This is a genomic window from Bradyrhizobium sp. WSM1743 (genome assembly GCF_000473065.1).
Lineage (GTDB): Bacteria > Pseudomonadota > Alphaproteobacteria > Rhizobiales > Xanthobacteraceae > Bradyrhizobium.
In genome coordinates this window covers 1-21,265 of record NZ_AXAZ01000090.1, presented here as the reverse complement: position 1 = coordinate 21,265, position 21,265 = coordinate 1, and the positions used below count along the sequence as shown (strand labels likewise).

Annotated in this window: 14 protein-coding genes and 3 pseudogenes; 10 read left to right on the top strand and 7 right to left on the bottom strand. The window is 61.1% G+C overall.

From position 1 onward, the window contains the following. Window positions 1-257: 257 nt before the first annotated feature. A complete protein-coding gene (locus tag YU9_RS48390; protein WP_156952291.1) occupies window positions 258-530 on the top strand; it encodes a hypothetical protein in 273 nt (90 codons plus the stop codon). A 796-nt stretch (window positions 531-1,326) separates the two neighbouring features. Here the strand turns inward: YU9_RS48390 and YU9_RS50440 are convergent. Continuing rightward, window positions 1,327-1,596: a hypothetical protein gene (locus YU9_RS50440; RefSeq protein ID WP_027576824.1), complete on the bottom strand. Its 270-nt coding sequence runs from the start codon at window positions 1,594-1,596 to the stop codon at window positions 1,327-1,329. Window positions 1,597-3,190: 1,594 nt separating this feature from the next. Between YU9_RS50440 and YU9_RS0134355 the strand changes: the two genes are divergently transcribed. The 5 genes and pseudogenes from YU9_RS0134355 (at window position 3,191) to YU9_RS0134330 (ending at window position 7,970) form a co-directional block, all read left to right on the top strand. Beyond that, window positions 3,191-3,610, top strand: a complete 420-nt coding sequence (locus YU9_RS0134355; RefSeq protein WP_027576823.1) for a hypothetical protein — start codon at window positions 3,191-3,193, stop codon at window positions 3,608-3,610. A 190-nt stretch (window positions 3,611-3,800) separates the two neighbouring features. Beyond that, window positions 3,801-3,982 (top strand): annotated as a pseudogene (locus YU9_RS50430) (hypothetical protein). 2,112 nt (window positions 3,983-6,094) lie between these two features. Continuing rightward, window positions 6,095-6,450, top strand: a pseudogene (locus YU9_RS43360) (PRC-barrel domain-containing protein). 135 nt (window positions 6,451-6,585) lie between these two features. Continuing rightward, window positions 6,586-6,798: a hypothetical protein gene (locus YU9_RS0134340; RefSeq protein WP_027576821.1), complete on the top strand. Its 213-nt coding sequence runs from the start codon at window positions 6,586-6,588 to the stop codon at window positions 6,796-6,798. Window positions 6,799-6,929: 131 nt separating this feature from the next. After that, window positions 6,930-7,970 (top strand): glycosyltransferase family 4 protein, encoded by a 1,041-nt coding sequence (locus tag YU9_RS0134330; protein WP_027576820.1) that lies wholly within the window; start codon window positions 6,930-6,932, stop codon window positions 7,968-7,970. 143 nt (window positions 7,971-8,113) lie between these two features. On the opposite strand, the gene YU9_RS0134325 is transcribed toward YU9_RS0134330, so the two are convergent. The 3 genes from YU9_RS0134325 to YU9_RS0134315 form a co-directional block, all read right to left on the bottom strand. Continuing rightward, window positions 8,114-9,733 (bottom strand): alpha-amylase family protein, encoded by a 1,620-nt coding sequence (locus YU9_RS0134325; RefSeq protein ID WP_027576819.1) that lies wholly within the window; start codon window positions 9,731-9,733, stop codon window positions 8,114-8,116. 552 nt (window positions 9,734-10,285) lie between these two features. After that, entirely contained in the window at window positions 10,286-12,676 is a 2,391-nt protein-coding gene (locus tag YU9_RS43355; RefSeq protein WP_063623782.1) for an FdhF/YdeP family oxidoreductase, read from the bottom strand. Window positions 12,677-12,678: 2 nt separating this feature from the next. Next, the gene (locus tag YU9_RS0134315; protein WP_027576818.1) at window positions 12,679-13,173 is read right to left on the bottom strand and encodes a DUF2231 domain-containing protein; all 495 of its coding nucleotides are present in this window, start codon (window positions 13,171-13,173) and stop codon (window positions 12,679-12,681) included. 231 nt (window positions 13,174-13,404) lie between these two features. On the opposite strand from YU9_RS0134315, the gene YU9_RS0134310 reads away from it, so the two are divergent. The 4 genes from YU9_RS0134310 to YU9_RS0134295 all read left to right on the top strand — a co-directional run bounded on the left by YU9_RS0134310 (window position 13,405) and on the right by YU9_RS0134295 (window position 19,755). After that, a complete protein-coding gene (locus tag YU9_RS0134310) occupies window positions 13,405-14,301 on the top strand; it encodes a ferritin-like domain-containing protein (protein WP_027576817.1) in 897 nt (298 codons plus the stop codon). A gap of 426 nt (window positions 14,302-14,727) precedes the next feature. Then, window positions 14,728-16,515 (top strand): sorbosone dehydrogenase family protein, encoded by a 1,788-nt coding sequence (locus YU9_RS0134305; protein ID WP_245266650.1) that lies wholly within the window; start codon window positions 14,728-14,730, stop codon window positions 16,513-16,515. Window positions 16,516-16,687: 172 nt separating this feature from the next. Further along, entirely contained in the window at window positions 16,688-18,448 is a 1,761-nt protein-coding gene (locus YU9_RS0134300) for a type I secretion system permease/ATPase (protein ID WP_156952261.1), read from the top strand. After that, a complete protein-coding gene (locus YU9_RS0134295; RefSeq protein ID WP_027576493.1) occupies window positions 18,445-19,755 on the top strand; it encodes an HlyD family type I secretion periplasmic adaptor subunit in 1,311 nt (436 codons plus the stop codon). Before YU9_RS0134300 ends, YU9_RS0134295 begins: the two co-directional genes overlap by 4 nt. Before the next feature lie 698 nt (window positions 19,756-20,453). Here the strand turns inward: YU9_RS0134295 and YU9_RS50425 are convergent. The 3 genes and pseudogenes from YU9_RS50425 to YU9_RS0134280 all read right to left on the bottom strand — a co-directional run. Then, window positions 20,454-20,698 (bottom strand): annotated as a pseudogene (locus YU9_RS50425) (hypothetical protein). Between the two features lie 5 nt (window positions 20,699-20,703). After that, the gene (locus YU9_RS0134285) at window positions 20,704-20,922 is read right to left on the bottom strand and encodes a hypothetical protein (protein WP_027576815.1); all 219 of its coding nucleotides are present in this window, start codon (window positions 20,920-20,922) and stop codon (window positions 20,704-20,706) included. 77 nt (window positions 20,923-20,999) lie between these two features. Beyond that, the coding region (locus YU9_RS0134280; protein ID WP_027576814.1) for a transposase at window positions 21,000-21,265 on the bottom strand (266 nt) is incomplete at its 5' end.

Here is a 21,265-nt window from a genome sequence, read left to right as displayed (position 1 = left end):
GCTGTTGAAAGATGAACGGCACCGGAATGTCAGACCCAGGATCGCAGATCTTCACCCTTGAGCAACGCATGCACGACGTGCAGACGATTTTGGAGAAAGTCGGTTCAGAGCGCGCGGTTCTGTTTGGCGCATCCGAGGGCGGCCCGTGTCTGCAATCCGTCTCCGACCCTCATCTTACATCGTATTGGAGACCGCTGGCTCGAGATCGAGCACTCCTTGCTTTGGCAACAACTACGTTGCCTTACAGGAGGTGTATCATGAAGACCGCACTCCTTATTGCAGCTATATTAGCTGTTGGTGTCGTATCAGCTGATGCTGGTCATAAACAGCGTCATGGTTCATCATTCCATAAAATGCACCATGTCGGATCAAGCATGGCGGCTGTTGGTGTTCCAGCAGGCGGTAGTCTTGGCGAACAGCCTGCTTCGGCACTTTATAGGCGGAATCTGCGCGACTCAGGCTACGATGCTAAAAAGAACTTTGATAAAGCTGGTCATATGTGCGTGTCCTGTGATTTTTACGGCAATTGACCAAGCTGGTGCTGTGAGGTGGCTGGCGCCTCGCGCGAATGCACGTTTGGAGCGGCCGCAATTGGCCCATCAGCCAAGTGGCGGCCCCTCTGGTGGAGGTCTGCTTGTCGGCGCATAGCGGACTAGATTTGCTCACCCTAAGTTCTTCGCATGTTGCCCCGATAGAAACGGCCCGTCCAAGCAATCGGGCGAGTCGTTTCCGAAGCGAGCTGCTATTCGCTCAGCACATGTGAACTAACCAATAGCTGGCGCCGCCGATGACGATCACCGCGGGAACGGCCCACAACAGCAATACTGCAACGCGTTGCGGCTAGGGACGCGCGCCTCGCTACTTCTTCGCTCTTTCGGCGGGCCGCATCTAAGCGTTTGACGATACCTAAGCACTGCGGCGCGCTCGAGATACTTTGCGAGGCTTCAGACGCAACCCGAGCCGTTCTATGGTTCTCACGAAAGGCTCTCGTCATCGTTGAGCGTGCCAGCATTAAGGCGCCCTGAATTTCAAACACTATTTCTTCGGCGGATAGGTTGGCGTCTGCCGCCGAAGCAAGCGCAGCTCCTACTAGTCTAATCGCTGAATTCATTCAGTTCTTCACCGGCCCAATGCATCTAGCATCTACCACGGCAGCCGCACATACGTGCCACTCTCATGCAGCTCCAGCCAGCCGCGCTCCTGCGCCAGTATGACTCCGACGCGGAATTGTTCACCGGTCCCACCTCGCTTCAGGAAGGCCAAGCCCGCGCTGAACGCTTCTGTGACACGGCACCCCGTGCAGGTACTCCTCCACAGTGTAGCGCTTCAGTAGCGTAATCTCACCGCATACCGAAGCGAGCGGCTCGCGCTTAAGATTGAGAGCATCCCCAGCATCATCAGAAATACGCCGAGCCAAGTTGCCGTCCGGCTCGCCGCCTGGTTAGCAGCCTCCGCGAGGCGCACGCTCGTCGGCATGTTCGGAGGTCCGGACGAAGTGACCGCATCGATTGGCGGCGCGGCCGCGAGAAGTTGCTCGACATCGACTTGGCTGGGCGTGGGCCGGTGCGCACGCGCAGAGATGAGGGCCGGCGACATCAGAGCGGTGTCCTCATCGAGATCAGATGCAGCATTAGCGACCTTGAGTTCGGAGGGGGCGGCTGAGGCGGCTGGACCGGTGCGGAGCGCAGCAACTCCGCGCGCGCATCAAGGACCTCGCGCTGTCTGGCTCGCGCGGTCCGGCTCTCGTCCAAACTGGCAGTCGTAGCTTTGGGCACGCGAGGAACCAGCATTTGCGGTGCCCGTCCATTTGATAGACCCAATGCTGGCCGGCGGGGCCGAGTTGCCGGGGCGTCCCACGCATTCCGCTTGCGGCGCAGAAGTCGCCGGAGGTTGGGGAGCAGCAGGATTGAAGATATCCGCAAGAGGATTGGAGGACGCAGGAGCCGTTGAAAGAGTTTCGACAAGAACGAAACCGACGAAGCACAATCGCAAATAACCGGACATCGAACACTCCCGGTGTTGCGCCCACCCGGGATGAGCCTTCGCGCCGACCTGGGCAGCGATGGGGCTCAAATCTGGCGGCGAGATGGATTCATGGTGCGTGTGGGGTGCGACCGCAAGGCTCGACTAGCCCCTGAAGGTTGCGAAGTACAATCCCGTTCACTTTTGGCCAAGCTTCCGGGGTGAACGCCAGGCATCATGCGTTTGGAGCCGATTACCACTTCAATCGGTATATGCGCGTGTTCGGTCGGTTTCGGCAGTCTCGTTTGAGGCCAGGCAACGTCGCGCGCGTTCGATTTGTGCGTCGGTGGCGCCGTGATTACGAGCGTACATCTCAGCCACCGGTGCCGAATACTTCGCGACGTAATATCTGACCTCGCTGCAAGATATGCGCGTTGTGGGTCTGTGGTGACGCGAAGCGAAGGCTTCGGACCCTACCGGCATCAGCAGCAACGCAACAACGGCCCCCGCGCGTACAATCATTCCCCGCCCCCTGTCTGCTTACTAAAGAGAGCAGGTCTGAGTCGCGCACACGACGCAAATTAAGAATCGCGCGCTGGTCAAAGTGTCAGGAAACTGTTGCTCCAAAGCTTCGGTGTTGCGGGCAATGCTGCTGAGGCAGGTACTCGTAAAGAGACCTGATGCGGGTTCGTATCAATGTCGAAGCGGGGACGCGCGATCGCTGCATTGAACGGTAATTATCACCCCCGAAGGACTCTCCTTCTCCGCACGGCCTTGGGGATACGCCGGCAAATCCTTCTCGCGTTAGCGGCTCGCAGGCGACGTCGGAGCGTCTGCAGTTCCTCAAATAGTGCGATGAGCCCCTCAACCCGTTCACGCAGAATAGCCGAATGGTTGTAAACCTGACCTCGGTTACTCATTACTGCCTCGAACAATGACTATTGAAACAATATGCGGGTGACACCGGGAAAAGTATGCAATCGGAGGTAGGACCACACAAGTCCCAAAAAAACCCCGTAGCGTGAACGTCGAAGAGCCTTCCCAGAGGTTGACGTTGCGCGTCCCTTTCGCCTTGTGTTTCGAGTTGGCTTTCATTCGAAAGTCCGGTCCTTAAGGCTGTGGGTCTGATGTCGCAGCACAACGACGGGCACTCTGCGCCGGCAATGGGTTCGGTGCTTACCTCCCTGGTACCCGTTGGCCCGGGGCGCGATCTCGGGGCGGCGGAGGCTTGGCCAAGCCTGTGGTGCCGGAGGGAGTGTCGCGATTCGCTGTGGTGGTCTCCACCCGCTCAAACGTGGTGACGAATGCCGCGAGGGCCGCCATTATCACCGCAATCGCGAACAACAGGATCGCAGGGTCGGGATTCCGCTCAGTACTCATGAGCAACTCCACTCAGATGGCCTGGCAGCTGAGCAGCCCCCCAACTAAGCTGCGCATGATGGCGTATCAGCTTTCGCTGCAGAGCTTCGGCGAGCGCGCTGTAGAGATCGACACGAGCTTGCGAAACGCCGAGTTCACGCAGGATCAAAAGTATCTGTCGATCAAATCGGGGTATCGGTTCAGATCTGTCTCTGGTCTTGTTCGTGATCGAATACACGGCTCCCCGCGAGCGGCTCTGGGGGCCGAATGTGCTCCGCGCGGAGCCTGAGCGGTGGTACCTGCCGATCGCCTCTAACAAGAACCCTGCAACGGCAGCCAAGATCAGTGCGTCGCAAGAAAGACCCCCGGCCGCTTCACCCCTCCAGATTACGTTCGTGATCGGATTAAACTCCTATTTAGTATAAATTAAACCTGTAGCATTTAATTCGTATGGGGTGTTTTAAACGATGGGTGCTGCTATGCCTGACACAGATGATGGAGATCGGCGTGAGTTCTTGAAGGTGTGCGGCAAGTTCGGGCCGTAACCCCGCCCGCGGTGACTGTGCTGCTTTCAACGTCGCTGACGTCATCGGCCATTGCGAAATCGGGAGGCGGCGTCATCCATCATCATCACGAGCACCACCACCTCGACCGAGATTAAAGAAGGCCAGTGATCCGAGCGAGGGCCACAATTAAGAGAAGGCCTACCGGGGCCGTGGTAACAGAGAGCATCCGCCAGCAATGGATGCCGAGTAGACTAGCCCCAGCCACGAATCAGCCCCGCGGCTGGGGTCCTTCTGTCTGCGGGTAGGCCTGCTCCCTCTCAACGGCGCAGCAGCACCGGCTTCGCACACCCGCGGGAGCTTGAGGCACAGGCAACTCGCCTATGCGACTTGACTACCATTCAAGATCGTCGACACTGCCATACTCCCGCACGATGTACTCCCGTGTGAAGCGCTCGATCGGGCGCCAGTGCTCGCGAATGACGATTCTCGGAGTCGGGGGCCTCCAATAGTCAGGATGGATGACTATTGTCGAAGGCGGCGAGTAGAGATAGGGCGCATGAACACGCCAGCAAACCTCTCCCCTACACGCAATCGCGGCGGAGGCGCCCGTACTCGAGAGCGCAAGAAGACCGGCAGCAAGGCTGGCGGCCAGAAGAGCGTTTCTGCCCAATGACCGGTTGAGCTCGTTCGTTTCCCTCCTCCTGTAACAGCGTTTCTCCTTGCTCCGCAGAAACAACCCCAGCAGAAACCGCAGAGTTTCAAGCGCCCAAGATTAAAAGTCGCGACTTCGAAGGTAGCGATTAAGTCCCCCATCTGAGATGGGTCGACCTCCATCTTTCGCATCTCGGTCGCGAAGTGACCGACAGCGGCTGCCGAGCAGGCGGGCCGCTCTTATCGCGTGGGCGGCTCTTCGCTATCTACCGATGTCTTATTCGTGCGGAGGGGCATCGGCTGTTAAGGCTTGGTTTAGTTCCCGGCATGATCATTGGCGACCCCAAAGGGCCCGAGCATGCAATTGCACCATGCGAATACCTTGGAAAGGATCGTGACCGTCGCGGATCAAGGCAGTGGCGAGGTTGAGACACGGCCCGTCACTCTCGATCACCTTGATTTCTCGACCTCTACTCGAGCTGAGGTCCTGGCGCTATTGGCGCCAAGCGGTCACTCAATATCCATTACTTGGCTCGTTGTGGCCGCCTTGGCGGGAGGCTTCGGATTGGGCTGGGCTGGTGCGTGGTACGGTCCTGCAGCTATCACGGCGCTGAACCCAAGTGCTCAGGTAGAAACGGTTTCGCGCCGCATGCCGGACACAAAGTCCGGCGGTAAAGCCGAAAGCGTCCGAAAGATAGCGTCAAGTTCGCGAACACCGCCTGGTGTAGGTCAGCCCTCCACAGTCAGTGGGATAGTTGCTCAGAAGCCTCTGGCTAAAGCGCCGAGTCGGGCGCAATTGGCGGAAACTTCAAACCCAGCTTCTTCGGCTGTCGACGGAGACCTGTTTGTGACTGGCTCGCTCGCGCCTTCGGGGCCGCTCCTGTCGGTCCCCGAAACAAGACCAACGACCATTGGAGGTTGGGCCGTGCTGGACGTTCGCGGCGGAACGGCGGTGCTCGAAGGGCCTGATGGGATACGAATGGCAGCACGCGGCGATGTGGTCCCCGGCCTCGGGCGAATCGACTCCATCGTGCGTTGGGGCAACCGCTGGATAGTTGCTACAGGAAGTGGATTGATCTCGACGCCGTAGGCGGAGGTGACGGCAGAGCGAAGGACACGTTGTTGTCGATCTCGCTGAACTGGTTCTCGATCATCTCCTCAGTTGCCGCTATTGCGAGCTGATAGGACTTGCTTAACGCTCGCTGCGGATGCGGTGTTTGCGAACCGATCGACCACGCAACTAGGGCTCGGAGGCCAGCGACTTGCTCCTTGACGCGAGGGGCGGGTGGCGGCTCTCCGCCGACGAGGTCGGCTCCGCTGCCCATGAGCGAATCGCGGAGCTGCAGTCAGGAACGTGCCCGCAGCGGAACGACCCACGATTTCGAGGTCGAACGTCGGCGGGCTGACCCAGGATTCGCCGAGGAGCTTCCTCAAAAACTCGCGCTCCAGATCGGCCAGCTCCATCCTCGACCTCCGCTCGCCGACTTCCGGCACGCATTGCGGCGCATCATCCGACCGCGCCGCTCTATCTTGGAGATCATTTCGCTGCGGACTGTGCCGGGAACGGAGGCATCGTGGCACCGTTGATTTCCGGAGACAACATCCAGGAGGTGAACATGGCCATGGAAGATCGCGAGACGTTCAGCCTGATCGGCAGCGACAAGGTGGAGGGCACACGGGGCCGACGGGGAAAAAGGTCGGCTATATCGAGCGCGTCATGATCGACAAAGTCAGCGGCAAGGTGTCCTACGCCGTGCTCAGCTTCGGCGGCCTGCTCGGCATCGGCGACGATCACTATCCGCTGCCCTGGCAGGCGCTGAAATACGACACTAACCTCGGCGGCTACGTCACCGGCATCACCCAGGAACAGCTCCGCGGCGCCCCCAAATACGCCGACGAGAGCAGTTGGAATTGGAGCGACCCGGCGACGACGCGCTCCGTGAACGCCTATTACGGCGTGCCGGTCGCCTGACGAGCCATTCGCTGGTGTGGTGCGCCGCCTAGAGTCGCTCCGGAAGCGGCTCGATGACTGTCGGGAAAAACCGGAAACCTTCGCCCTCGCGCAGAGTTGGCATCGACACTTGATGCGATCTCCGGAGCGTGATGGATGGCCGACGAAGTCGCGGCGAGAAGGGCGGGAGAGACGGCCTGGACGGCGTACCAGGCGATGCTTCCTGACGTCGGTGCTCAGGACAGTCGCCGCTGTCTGCTCGAGCGTCATCTGCAAGGGAGATGGGAAGCCCGCAAAGGCGATGCCGAAGAACTGGCAAGCAGCTTCGGCCTCGCCTACCTGCACCGGCTTCCCGCGGACGAATGCTGACCGGCCTGAAGATGCTCGTCGCGCGCGTAGCCCGCGGAAGCACAAGGCCGATTTGGACGCTGCTCGCCATCTCGTATCTCTTTTCGGCGGTCATCGTGACGGCCCTGCGATGCGCGTTCGGGGCCTAGCCGATGCGGATTGCCCAGCTTGCTCCGTTGGCCGAGAGCGTCCCTCCGAAGCTTTACGGCGGCACGGAGCGGGTGATCGCCTGGCTGGTCGACGAGCTGGTCGAGCTTGGACATGACGTCACGTTGTTCGCGAGCGGTGACTCACGGACGAGCGGCAAGCTTCACGTGGTGTGGCCGCGCGCGCTGCGGCTGGGGCGAAGGGGCGTCGATCCGAACGCCGCCAGCGCGCTGCTGATCGAGGCCATCGCCGAGCGCGCGTGCGACTTCGACGTGATCCACTCCCATGTCGACTGGATGCCCCTGTCAGTCCTGAGCCGGTCCGGCGTGCCTTTTCTGACGACGATGCATGGCCGGCTCGACCTGCCGGGCTTGTCCGACGTGATCGGAACTTTCCCCAAGGCTCCTTTCGTCTCCATCTCCGACAACCAGCGGCGTCCGCTTCCGGATGCGAACTGGATCGCCACGATTCAACACGGACTGCCCAAGGATCTGTTTCGGCCCTCCTACGAACGCGGTTCGTACCTGGCCTTTCTGGGGCGGCTGACGGCCGAGAAGGGGCCGGAAGAGGCCATACGCATCGCACGCGCAGTCCGGATACCCCTGCGGATCGCGGCCAAGATACCCCGCGCGGAGACGGGCTACTTCAAGAAGAAGCTCGAACCCGAGATTGACGGCGAAAACATCCAGCTCGTGGGCGAGGTGGACGAAATCCGAAAGCAGCCCTTCCTGGCCGGCGCCGCCGCCTTGGTGTTCCCGATCGACTGGCCCGAACCCTTCGGGCTCGTCATGATCGAGGCGATGGCCTGCGGTACGCCCGTGATCGCCTACCGCTCTGGATCTGTGCCGGAAGTCGTGGAGGACGGCGTCACCGGCTTCATCGTGGACGGCGAGCAACAGGCGATCGAAGCGGTCAAGGAAGTCGTCCGGCTGGACAGAAGAAAGGTCCGCGCCAGGTTCGAGGAGCGCTTCGCCGCGAGCCGAATGGCGAGGGAATACGAAAACCGCTATCGCGAGCTGGTCGCTCGCGGAGGACCCCGAGCGTGAGGACAAACCGGCGAGCGCGAAGGCTTCGAGAACGGAGCACCTCGTTCGATCGCTTCCGGTACGGCGCGGCCTCCAGCCGTTGCAGTCGAAGGCGCTCCGGGGCCCTTCTTGCTTTGTATCGCAGAGCGTCGCCGAGAACCAAACTACTCCAGGCGAAACCAGCGATATCCGTAACCATCAAGCTCGATCGCGCTCTCGGCATCCGGCTTCGATGGATAGATGCGATTGCCGAATAGGTCCGTCAGCTTCTTCCCCTTCGAAAGGTCCCTGATGTGGGTGGTACACTCGACATGCGACAGGTTGTGCAGGATGAGCACTGATCGACTCTCCCACACGAACTGCTGGACGAGAACCGACTGACAATCGGCTTCGGGCAGCGTCCACTCACCCCAACCGATTTCGGCGCAGGACTGGCGCATTTCCACGAGCCGGCGAAGCCAGTTGAACAGCGAGTCCGGGTCGCGCTGTTGCGCGATCGCGTTGACTTTCGCCGGCGCGTAGGGGCCTTCTTGGATCAGGTGATGCAGCAAATGATCCGGGGCTCGCGAGGAGAATCCGCCGTTCTGGTCTTCGGTCCACTGCATGCAGGTGCGCAGGGGCCATCGTTCCGGAAGTGCGAGATCGTCACCCATTCCCAGCTCGTCTCCGTAATAGACGACCGGGGTGCCCGGAAGGCTGAAGAGCAGGCTGAAAGCCAACTCTATGCGCCTGCGATCGTTACCGAGCATGGGCGCCAAGCGGCGGCGAATTCCGCGCCCGTAGAGCTGCATTTTGCGCGAGGGGGCGAACTGGGTGTAGATTTCCTCGCGCTCTTCGGCAGTCAGACGTCCGAGGTCCAGCTCATCGTGATTGCGCAGGAACTGAGCCCATTGTCCGAACTGCGGCGGCCGCGGCAGGGAAGTCAGACAGCGCCGCAAGGGCTCGGAGGTTTCGCGCGCCAGCGCAAGAAAAAGGTGCTGGTTGATGAGAAACGCGAAGAGGAGGTGGATTCGCGATCCATCCCCGAAATAGTGCTTCAGCTCGCCCGGAGCGACGTTGGCTTCCGCCAATAGAACTGCGTCTCCTTTCCGCCAGGAGAGGAAATTGCGAAGCTCGGCAAAAAATTCATAGCGTCGCGTCGGCGGACGGTCGGGCCGTACTTCCTCCACGACGAATGGCGCAGCGTCGATGCGGAAGCCCGACACGCCAAGCTCGAGCCAAAAACCGAAGATCTTGAAGATCTCCTCACGGACTGCCGGGCAGCCGATGTTCAGGTCGGGCTGGTGCTGGTAGAAGCGGTGATAGTACCACGCTCTGGCGCAAAGGTCGTAGGTCCACACGCTGAGCTGATACCCTGGAAAGACGACTCCTTCCGTGCTGTTTTCCGGCTCTCCGGCTGACCAGACGTAGTATTCCCTATACGGTGATGAAGAATTGGCGCGCGCCTGCTGAAACCAGGGATGCCGATCGGAGGTATGGTTGATCGGCAGATCGACGATCAACCTCAAGCCCCGCAGCCTCGCTTGGTGACTGAATTCGACGAAGTCGCCCAACGTGCCAAGCGACGGAGCGACGTTGTAGTAGTCGGTCACGTCGTAGCCATGGTCGAGGCCGGGGCTCGGATAGAACGGAAGTAACCACAGGCAGTTTACGCCCAGCTGGGCGATATGGTCGAGCTGCTCCGTCAGCCCCTTGAAATCGCCGATGCCGTCTCCGTTGCCGTCCTTGTACGTGGACACGTTCAAACTGTAGATGACGGCGTTCTTGTACCAAAGGTCGAGCAAGGGTCGCCATCCACGGCTGCATCAGCACGCACAAAAGCCTGCCCAGGGCGCGCGGCTCAGCGTGATCGGGGGCACAACCTTCTAAGTTGCCACTTGTTCCCGAGCCAGTGTGGTTGGATTCGTCCGTTGCGGTGCACTCCCGCGCAGGTGAAGGTGTATCGACCTCGTTGAAGGCACTACCCGGCCTCTTCGCACGCGCGCATCTGGATGAAGCGCAACGGAACATTCTTCGCCTGGAAGAAGAGAGGAAGTCTGAGATGGAGAATGAATATGCGTCGACCAACCTCAGAGCGCCATGCCTTGGCGAATGCTGTGTTTCCGGCGGGTCGTACAGCTCATGGTGATCGCCCGTCGCTTCCGCTGCGACGCCGTCGTGTGCGGCGCTAAATCTTCACCCCGGAACGCGCCTCCGTCCCGAAGCTCGGGCGCGGCCTCAGCGAGCTGTGAGATCGCCGTCCGCTTGCGCGGATATCGGCGCGATGCACGCTGCCGCTCGTCGCCGTGTGGCACGGCTGCGCCCGCTCTGGCGCGCGCAACGGCGGCGGCTGCCTCTCACGTTACCTTACCCCTCTCTTCTGCTCGCATCGGCACCACCGGCGGACTGCTCGTCTCCGGAACGGCGGTAGCATTCGGCCGATCGCCCGCTCGACGTACCCGGATGCGCACCAGCTTTGCTGCGGGCGTCTTACTGTCCTTGGCGTGGTGCCACCACGGGATCAGTGCATTGCATTCCGGGTAATAGCCCGCGCAGCATCGTTCCGGGATGTTGTACGGCACCACCTGCAATCCCGCCACCACGCGGTGGGCGCCGTCGCTGTCGTCGCCATATGCGTCCACGCGATCGGCGGCGCGCAAGCCGAGCCGATCGATGTCATTCGGGTTCATCAACAGGACCTGGCGCGTACCGAAGATTTCGCGATAGCGATCCTTGAAGCCGTAGATTGTGGTGTTGAACTGATCGTTGCTTCGCAGCGTGATCAGATCGAAGCCGTCGTCGGACCGAACCTCCTCATGCTGCTCGAAGAAGTCCTTCGGGGCGTGGAAATTGGCCTTGCTGTTTGGGGTCCTCCAGTCGCGCACGCGGGCTGGCAACGGCCGGTGATGACCCCCAGGGGTCCACATGTGCTTGTTGAAGTCGTGGAAGATTTCGGGATGGGTATACGCAATCGCCTCGCGGATGCGCGCATAATCCGCCACCCAGCCGTCCCAGTCGACAGAAGCCTTTCCGGACACCGTGGCCTTGGCGAGCTCCGCGACGATCTTCGGCTCCGAGAGCAGGTGCGGACTTGTTGGCTCGGCGTGTCCGATCGAAGCGTGAACGCAGCCGGTTGCATCTTCGACCGCGACCGCTTGAGGCCCCGTCGCCTGTTCATCGCGTTCGATGCGGCCCAGGCAGGGCAACAGATACGCCTGTTTCCCATGCACAATGTGGCTGCGGTTAAGCTTGGTAGCGACCTGCACGGTTAGACCGATATCTCGCCACGCCCGCTCCATGGCTGCGGTGTCCGGGACGGCGCGGACGAAATTGCCGCCGAAACCGATGAAAGCGTGGACGCGGCGTTGAAGAATCGCCTCGCAGGTCTCGACCGTGTTCATTCCTCTGTCGCGAGGGGGATCGAACCCGTAGAGCCGCGCGTAGGTATCGAGGGGAACGAGCTCGGGCTTCTCCGCAAGGCCGACTGTACGTTGCCCCTGAATGTTTGAGTGGCCCCGTACCGGGCAGATGCCGGCGCCTGGCTTTCCAATGTTGCCGCGCAGGAACATCAGGTTGCAAAGCAGCCGGACGTTCTCGACACCGGCCGGATGCTGCGTCAGCCCCATCCCGTAGCAGAAGATCGTGGCGTTCGATCGAGCATAGACGTCGGCAACCGCTTCCAGCTCTTTGCGGGTCAACCCGGAGCGACGCTCGATCTCTGGCCAATCGAGCTGGCGCACGACACTGACAAACTCCTCGAAGCCACTTGTGTGCCCGCGTATGAAATCATGATCGAGGACGCCGGCTTGCCCGCGGCTTGCCGCAGTCTCGTCGATCGTCAGCAGCGCCTTGCAAAGCCCGAGGATGGCGGCCGCGTCTCCGCCCACGCGCACCTGGTAGTATTGCGAACTGATCGGCGTCGATGTGCCCGTCGCCATCTGAGGCGATTGTGGATTCCGGAAGCGCTCGAGACCCGGCTCGCGGATCGGATTGAAGGTGATGATCGGAACGCCGCGCCGGCTCGCCTGCTGCAGCGGATTAAGAAAACGCGGGCTGTTCGTGCCGGTGTTCTGGCCGAAGAAGAAGATGCACTCGGCCTTGTCGAAATCCTCCAGGATCACCGTGCCGACCGGCACGCCGATGGCCTGGGGCAGGGCCACCGACGTGCTCTCGTGACACATGTTGGAGCTGTTCGGGAAGTTGTTGCTGCCGACGATGCGGCCGAACAACTGATACATGTAGGCGGTTTCCAGCGCCGCATGGCCGCACATGTAGAACACGATCGATTTTGGATCGCAGCTCCTCAGCTCCTGACCGATCATGCTGAACGCTTCCTCCCAGGCGACGGGAAGGTACCGGTCCGTAGCGTCGTCCCATTTCAGCGGGTGGGTCAGACGGCCAAGGTTTTCGAGTTCATGGTCGGACCAGGTTTCGAGCCCGCTCACCCGGTGAGTGGCGAAGAACTCGAGCGGCACCCGCTTGCGGGTCAATTCCCATCCGGTCGCCTTGCCGCCGCTCTCGCAGATTTCGATGGTTTGTGGTTTCTCCGGCTTGGTCCACGCGCAGGCCACGCAGGCGAACCCGCCTGGCTTGTTCTGCTTGAAAAACGCATAGGCGCTTCGCAGAAACGATTTTTCGCGCAGCAGCGTGCCGGCAAGCTCCCGCAGCGCCGCCCAACTGCCGGCCGCCCTTCTATTCGGCCGGCCGCGGACCCTGTCCTTGCCCAGCCGGTAGCCGCGGACACGCATGTTCAGGCTGCCCGTCGAGGGCCGCGCTCACTGGCCCTCTGCTCAGGGGTATCCAGTACGGCGACGTGATGGCGGTAGACCATCTCCCAGCCCTTCCAGCCGGTGAACAGCAGGATGCCTACGACCACCAATGACAGCACGACGCCCCAAGGCTTGATCGCGGCCTCGGCGCCCTGGCTATATCGAAGCACGAAGTTCACCAGCGCAAGGACGACCGCCGTCAGATTGCCGATCATGTGGTACCAGGCATCCGTCAGGCGACGGATCCGCGGTTCGCCGAAAAAGTCGATAAAGCCAGCCAACGCAGCGACGAGCGCCATCACGATTGCCCCGCCGATCAGGTACATCGAGGCCTTGGCCCAGAACGGGTCAGCGGTACCAACAAAGATCAGATCGCTAACGAGTGCGCCAACCAGAAATGCGACCGGAAATGGGATCAGCATGGGATGGAGCGGGTGTTCGCCGATCTTGGCGGTGCTCTTCGGGTTGATGCTCATGAAGCATCTCCAAATACATCAGCGAATGGAACTTTCCGGGACAATGGTCGGTCGGCGGACAAGTTCCTGTCGGTCCGTCCGGGCCCATGAGCGAAGGATTTCCAACCGGAGCTATCTGCAGCTCTAGGCGCTAGGAACGGCGTCGTGGTCAGAACATTGCCTTGGCAGCCTGCGCACGCGCGTGCACGGCTGTCGGAGCATGGCGGGGGCGCTACCTCATGAGGCTTCGCCATGAACAAGCAGATATTGGAGTTCTCACGCCGGCAGTCGCTTGCCGGTTTGTCCTTCCTCGGATTGAGCGGGCTGCTGCTGCCGCCAGCCTACGCGCAGAAAAAGAGCCATCAGACGACCGGCGTCGGCCTGAGCGAAAAGCCGGCCATCCATGACGAGGATATCTTCACCTTTGCGCTGAATCTCGAGTACATGGAAGCCGAGTTCTACCTCCGCGCCACCACCGGCAAAGGCATCTCGGATGCGGATGCAGGCTCCGATGCGGCAAGTGTGGTCGGCGGACATCAGGCCAAGTTGGAAAACCAGGCCATCCGGGAATTCGTCGAAGAGCTGGCGGAAAACGAGCTGGCCCACGTCCGCTTTTACCGCAAGACGCTCGGCAGGAGCGCCATATCGCGCCCGGCGATCGACTTCGAGACGGGGTTCAAGGCAGCGGCTCAGGCCGCCGGTCTTCCCGCCGATTTCGACCCGTTTGCGGACGACATGAGCGTCCTGCTCGGCGGCATGCTGTTCGAGGACGTGGGCGTGACGGCCTATGCCGGTGCTGCACCGCTGCTGAAGAACAAGGAGTTCGTGGAAGCAGCCGCTGGCATCCTGGCGGTCGAGGCCTATCACATGGGCATGGCACGATCGCAGCTATACCTCATGGGAGAGAAAGCTTGGACGGCGGCCAATGCGATCTCCGATGCTCGAGACCAAGTGGACGGGCCAGATGACAAAGACCAAGGTATCCGGGTGAACGGCAAGGCAAACGTGGTTCCGTCCACGCCCGATGCCATCGCCTTCCATCGCACGCCGCAGGAGGTACTGCACATCGTTTATCTCACCGACAAGCAGGGCGTGAGCAAAGGAGGATTCTACCCGAACGGCATGAATGGTGCGCTGAAGTCCACTTGAGCATCTTACGTGGGGCGCTAAGGAGTACGCCCGGTGCCCCTCTCACGATGAAATTCTGCCTCTTTTGCGCAGAGACAGGCTCGCGGTGTGCATTGAGCTTCGGCGTTTGGATCACTCCGATACCGGCTTCGGCCATAAGACAGATTATAGTACCCATTGCATCCGACCGCGCGCTTGAAGCTCTGCCGAGCGATCAGCTTTCCCCGCATTGATGGGATCAGCAGATAAGTCAGCCGGAGCACCAGAACTTCAGCGTCGCTCGCTCGCTGCTGCATCTGCGCTCCTAAGACGGCACATCGTGCGGGAGAGCAAAATTAACTTGCGAAGGAATGTTGGCTGAAATAGCAATACGCAACAGCTCACCGTCGGGTGAGCTTGTTTGCTTGCTTTTTTCGTTAGCCAAATTCTCTTGTGGAGGAGGCTAATATGCAAGTGACTAGCGATGCTCATTTCAATGCTGCACTCGATGCAATTTTGGCGCGCGTTGGCGATGCGCAATCGGGCGCCCTCGCATTAGCTGCTTCGGAGCTATCTCAACTCGCCAATCAGAACGCGCCGCCGTTGAATTCTCTCTTGAACGCTGGGCTCGAGGGAGTGCTGGAGCGCCTTGGTCAAATTCAACCGAATGGCAAAGCCGGCGACGAGCACAATGGCGACGATCACAATGGCGACGGTCACGACAACGATGATCAATTGACCCCTGAGAACGTGATCGTACCAGAGGGCTACTCGCTGCAGGCTTTTGCGACCGGCTTGACGTTTCCGACCGCGATCACGTTCTCCGATGGTCATGTCTGGGTGAGCGAGTCAGGCGCCACGCCAAACACCGTGCCGGAGATCGTCCAGATCGGATCGGATGGGCATCCCATCCCGGTGCTCGCCAGTAATCAGCTCCCCGCGGGGGTTTTGGCCGGACCGATCACCGACATCACTTTCCACGACGGCGAGATCTGGGTTGCACACCGGCAGGTCGGCGCCAACGACTGGCTGGTCGGCGCTATCTCGAAATTCGATCCCGCCGACCCGGTCGGCAGCTTCACGACCGTGTTGACGAACCTACCTTCAACTGGTGATCACTACACCGAAGAGATCGCCTTCGACGACTCTTCGGGGCGCCTCTTTTTCTCACAAGGGAGTGCCACGAATTCGAGTGTTGTCGGACCGGACAACGAGCTCGTGAGCGGCTGGCTTACGCAGTTTCCTGATTTCCACGATTTCGCCGCGCAGGACGTCGTGCTGAACGGCACCGAATTCCACGCCCCCATTGCGGTGCCCGGGCTCAACCCCGAGAATCAGGTCACGGCACCATTCATGCCGTTTGGTTCAGGCCCGATCGCGCCAGGTACGGTGATACCCGCCGCCACGCCGGATTCGCCGCAAGAAGGGATGATTGCAGGCAATGCTGCAATCTATTCCTTTGATCCGACCGCTGATGATCCCGCGTCGACCCTGCGGCTCGAGGGTTGGGGATTCCGCAATCCGTTCGGGATCGGCTTTGACCCGTCCAACCCCGATCTGCTGTTCGCGACCAACAACGGCGCTGATATCCGGTCGGCTCCGCTGGATGGGCTGCACGTCGTCGAGTCGCGGCCGATCGCGAACGACTTCGACGATCTGTTCGCGTTGAACACGGGTGGGACAGCGGAGTTTTTCGGATGGCCTGATTTCTTCCATGATCCGATTACAGGGGCAGTGCTGCCCGTCACCGATCCTCTGTTCGCGCAAGGCGAGCTTCCAATCCCGCCTCCTGGGTTTGTCCTGGATGAGAACTTCCGGAACAGCCTGCAGGTCGAACCTGCTGTTGCCCAGTTCGAATATCACTCATCGGCCAACAAATTCGACTTCTCGTCGAACGCTCAGTTCGGTTCGGTCGGAGATCTGTTTGTCGCCGAAACCGGCTCGTTCGTGCCGGTCACCGGGGCGCAGGACCTGGTCGGCTACAAGGTCGTCCAAGTGGATCCGACCACCGGCGCCGTGACCGATTTCATCACGCACACCAGCAATACGGTGGAGGATATCTTCGACCCCAACGGGTTCAATAAGCCCATCGACGTCAAATTCCAGGACGGCACGATGTTCATCGTGGATTTCGGGGTGTTCGAGCCGGGGCTCAACCTGGCAGAACCCGGAACTGGAAAGGTGTGGATCCTCTCGCCGACCATCACCGATCCGAACGATCCGACTCATCACCACGATGGTGCGCTGTTGGCGTGACATGAAGTGCGCTGTTGGACCGGTGCCGCGAGGCAAAGCAGGCCATTGGCGCCGGAGCGAGATTCTTGGAATGGGATTGAGGCTGCAGCCAGCCGGTCGGAAGCAGAGACGGACCGGCTGACCGCGTTGGCAGTATGTCAGTCGATGGATAGCTAGCCAGAGGAGGTGGGAATTGCCCCGCTCGCTCTCCAGCTCCATCTCGCCGGGCCGGGACGGGGACTCAGCGTCCGCATGGCGCGCGTGCCGCGGAGCTGTCTTGGGGGTGGCGCTGATTAGCGCGTTGGTGAACGTGCTCTATCTCACGGGCTCGTTCTTCATGCTGCAGGTCTACGACAGGGTCCTGCCGAGCCGCAGCATTCCGACACTCCTCGGTCTCGCCGTGCTGGCCCTCGGCCTTTACGCATTCCAGGGCATCTTGGACGTCGTGCGCGCTCGGGTGCTGGTCCGGCTCGGCGGTTGGCTGGACGAGGTGCTACGCTCGCGGGTTTACGACTTCATAGTGCGATGGCCGCTCGAGGCCGCGTCCTCAGGTGGCGATGGCTTGCAGCCGCTGCGCGACCTTGACCAGATGCGCGCTTTTCTATCCGGCCCTGGTCTGATCGCGCTCTTCGACCTTCCCTGGATACCCGTCTATCTTGGAATCTGCTACCTGTTTCATCCTTTGATTGGTGGGACAGCGCTCGCGGGCGCGCTGATCTTAATTACCCTGACCATTCTGGCCGACGTGCTGACACGATCGCCTGCCCGGCAAGCTGAAACAAATACGGCCAAGCGCAACGCGCTTGCAGAAGCGAGCCGGCGCAATGCCGAGGTGCTCCGCGCGATGGGCATGGGCGTGCCTCTCTCACGACTGTGGGACCAGGCGAGCGCGGCCTGTTTGGCGAGCCAGCAACGCGCCGCCGATATCGGAAGCAGCCTCAGCGCGATCTCGAGAGTGCTCCGCCTGATGCTGCAATCGGCGGTGCTCGGAGTAGGCGCCTATCTGGTGATCCATCAGGAGGCGACTGCCGGCATCATCATCGCAGGTTCGATCCTGACCGCGCGAGCACTGGCGCCGGTCGAACTCGCGGTCGCGCATTGGAAAGGATTGGTGACCGCCCGACACGGTTTGAAGCGGTTCAAGCAGTGGTCGACCTTTTTTACGGAACGAGACCAGCCGACCGCACTCCCGCCGCCTTGCAAAGCGCTCGCGGTCGAGTCCGTTTCAGTGCTGCCCCCGGGGGAGCGGCGGTTCGTCGTTCAGGAGGTATCATTTGCGTTGAAGGCGGGCCAGGCGCTCGGCATCATCGGTCCCAGCGCCTCGGGTAAGTCCTCGCTCGTACGTGCGATTGTGGGCGTCTGGTCGCCTGCACAAGGCACCGTACGACTGGATGCAGCCGCGATCCAGCACTGGAGACCTGAATCGCTTGGTCGCCACGTCGGCTATCTGCCGCAGGATGTCGAGCTTTTTGCAGGAACCGTGGCCCAGAACATTGCTCGTTTCGAATCAGAGCCCGATCCGGCAGCCATCGTCGAGGCAGCCGAGGCGGCCAACATCCATGAGCTCATTCTCCGCCTGCCCGACGGCTATGACACGCGGGTCGGCGAGGGCGGTATATTTCTGTCGGCCGGACAGCGCCAAAGAGTGGCTTTGGCCCGAGCCCTGTACCGCAATCCGTTCTTGGTTGTGCTTGATGAGCCCAGCTCAAATCTGGACGGCGAAGGAGACCAGGCGCTCACCCGCGCGATCGTCGCGGTCCGCGAGCGGGGTGGCATCGCCATTGTTGTTGCACACCGGGCGAGCGCGCTTGCAACCGTCGATCAACTGCTGGTCATGGCCGAAGGGCGCATGCGAGCGCTGGGGGCAAGGGACCAGATCGCAAGAAAGCTCTTTGCGCCGAAGCCGGTGCAGCCGGTACCTCTCGAAAGCCCCGCTCAGGAGATCGGTTCATGAGTGTTGCGCTCACAAGCCAGGCGCTGCCCGCGATCCACCGTCAGCTTCGCATTGGCATCGCAGCGGCCATCGTTCTGGTTGGAGGCCTCGGTGGTTGGGCGGCCACAACCGAACTCGCAGGCGCCGTCGTCGCACCCGGCAGCATTGTGGTCGATTCGAACGTGAAAAAGGTGCAGCACCCGACGGGGGGCGTCGTCGGCGAGCTGCGTGTGCGTGAGGGGCAACCCGTCAAAGCCGGTGAAATCCTGATACGTCTTGATGAAACCGTCACGCGGGCTAACTTGGCCATGGTCGTCAAGAACCTAACCGAACTCACGGCTCGTCAGGCCCGCTTCGAGGCGGAACGGGACGGCAGCGAGGCTGTGACTTTCGCGGATGATCTCGAACGACACTCTTCCGATCCGGTCGTCGCGGCCGTGCTGAAAGGCGAGCGCACCCAATTCGAAGTTCGCCACGCTGCCCGCGCGGGGCAGAAGGCGCAGCTTCACGAGCGCATTGGCCAGGTGCAGGAGCAGATCCGCGGGATGACCGAGCAGGTCACCGCTAAGCAGCGTGAGATCGAACTCATCAACCAGGAGCTCGATGGCGTTCGGCAGCTGTGGCGCAGCAAGCTTGTGCCCATCACAAGGGTTACGGCGTTGGAACGCGACGCGGCACGGTTGCACGGTGAACGAGGCGCGCTGATGTCCTCCATCGCAGAAGCGAAAGGCAAGATCAGTGAGACGGCCTTGCAGATCCTTCAGATCGACCAGGACCTGCGGAGCGAGGTAGGCAAGGAACTCGGTGAGATCCGGGCCAAGATCTCGGAGCTGGTGGAAAAGCGGATCGAGGCCGAGGACCAGCTCATGCGCATCGATATTCGCGCGCCACAAGATGGCCGCGTGCACCAGCTTTCCGTCCACACGGTGGGCGGTGTGATCAACCCTGGCGATGCCATTATGTTGATCGTGCCCGAGAGCGAGCCGCTGCTCGTCGAAGCCAGACTTGCGCCTCAGGACATTGACCAAATCCGGGTTGGTCAGCGCGCGCTGCTCCGTTTCGCCGCATTCAATCTACGCACGACGCCCGAACTGAATGGTAGGGTGATTGAGGTTGCGGCCGACGTCACGCAGGACTCAAAAACTGGAGCGGGGTACTATACCATCCGAATCAGCCTGCCAGATCAGGAGCTGGCGCGGCTCGAGGGCCTCAAGCTCGTGCCGGGAATGCCGGTCGAGGCGTTCATCCAGACCGGTGAGCGCACGGCGCTGTCGTACCTGGTCAAGCCGATTTCGGATCAGATCATGAAAGCCTGGCGCGAACGATAATACTTCCTTACTCGTTGTGCTTGATTGCGCGCGGAAGCGCAGTGGACGATGACTCACCGCGGGACCTTGGCGGCCCTATTTCATTCCAGCCGATCGCGCATCCCGTTGCTCAGCAACTGTCAGCTTTCGAGCAGCGCTTCCTAAGGCCTACATGTCAGTCAACCGCATCGGCGTCTCGCATGGCGAAGAGCGTGACCAGCATGGGTGCCGATGAGTAGGGCCAGGGGAAGGACGGCTGTTTGCTGCAAGCGGAACATCCTCGGACGGTTCCCTGGCGACGCATATCATGTCAAGGCTGCCATCGAAGGAGAATCAGGCGTTCGCAGCTGATTGGGTAGCGACGACGATCCGCTGCACGATGCGGCCGCCCGGAAGTGGGGGACGGCCCGCTGCGGCCGCCAGCGAAATAGTGGCCCGGAAAAATCGGCCCCGGCACGACCCGGCCTAGCAAGCCAGAAGTGGCAAGTTCGTCGTAGGCGCACCAACTCGTTTGTAGATGCCAATATTGGGAGGCGATGTCGACGGTCGCAAAGCTGCTCGCGCGGAAGGAGCGGCTCCCGGAGCAGCTCGAGAGCGATCCGGGCCCGAACGAACGCGCGGAAATCGAACGGCTGCTCGCGCAGATCGAAACCGCGCTCAGCCTACTCGAACCGGGAGATGCGGCCGCGCCGAGCGAGGAATCATGCCAGTTCCTTGGGTCACAGCGCGCTGAGATCGTCAGGCACCTCGCCGAACTTCCTGATCAGCTTGGCATCGCCGAATTCCCCGCTGGACGGGTCTCCGGTCCGCGAAAAGGCGATCGCGCCGGCGCAGCCTGGTTTCCGAGAGAGCGCTTCGGCGCGCGTGACGGCGGCGTTGGCGCTCAGGCACTCCACCGCTTCGCCAGGCGCGACCCCGTCTCCGCCATGACGAACGGCAATGCCACATAGTAGGTGACGTCCATCGCAGTCACTCCTTGCGTTTGCGTTGCGGGCCAAGCCTCCCGCGTGAATATCCTATCGAGATCGCCGCGCGCAGCTCGTTGGCCACGGACTCGAGAAAGTCGATGGCGATCAACAACGCCTTGACCGCCTCGCGGGGGTCCCCACCGCAGGCTTCGATGGCCTGATCGGCGGCGAGCTCGAGATCGCCCTCGGTACGCGCAGCAGGTTCGGGAGCGGCGCACATGTCTCCATGTTCTATATTTGTTCCATTTGAGTCAATGGACGTCCGAGCGATTCTGCTGGCGCTAAAGCGTGATGGCATTAAGTTCGATAGCCTGAATTTTTGAGGTAGTTGGCGCACTCCTCGGCGGTGAAGGCATCGAGTGCGTGGCCGATTGCGGCGCAGACCGCGTCCACGGTTCGCGCGGCAGCTTTGCGAAGCAGGTGCTTGAGCTTGGCAAAGACCTGTTCGATCGGGTTCAGGTCGGGCGAGTATTTTGGCAGGAAGAAGAGTTTGGCGCCGACCGAACGGATCAGCTGGCGAACCGCTTTGCTCCTGTGGCTGCCGAGATTATCCAAGACGACGA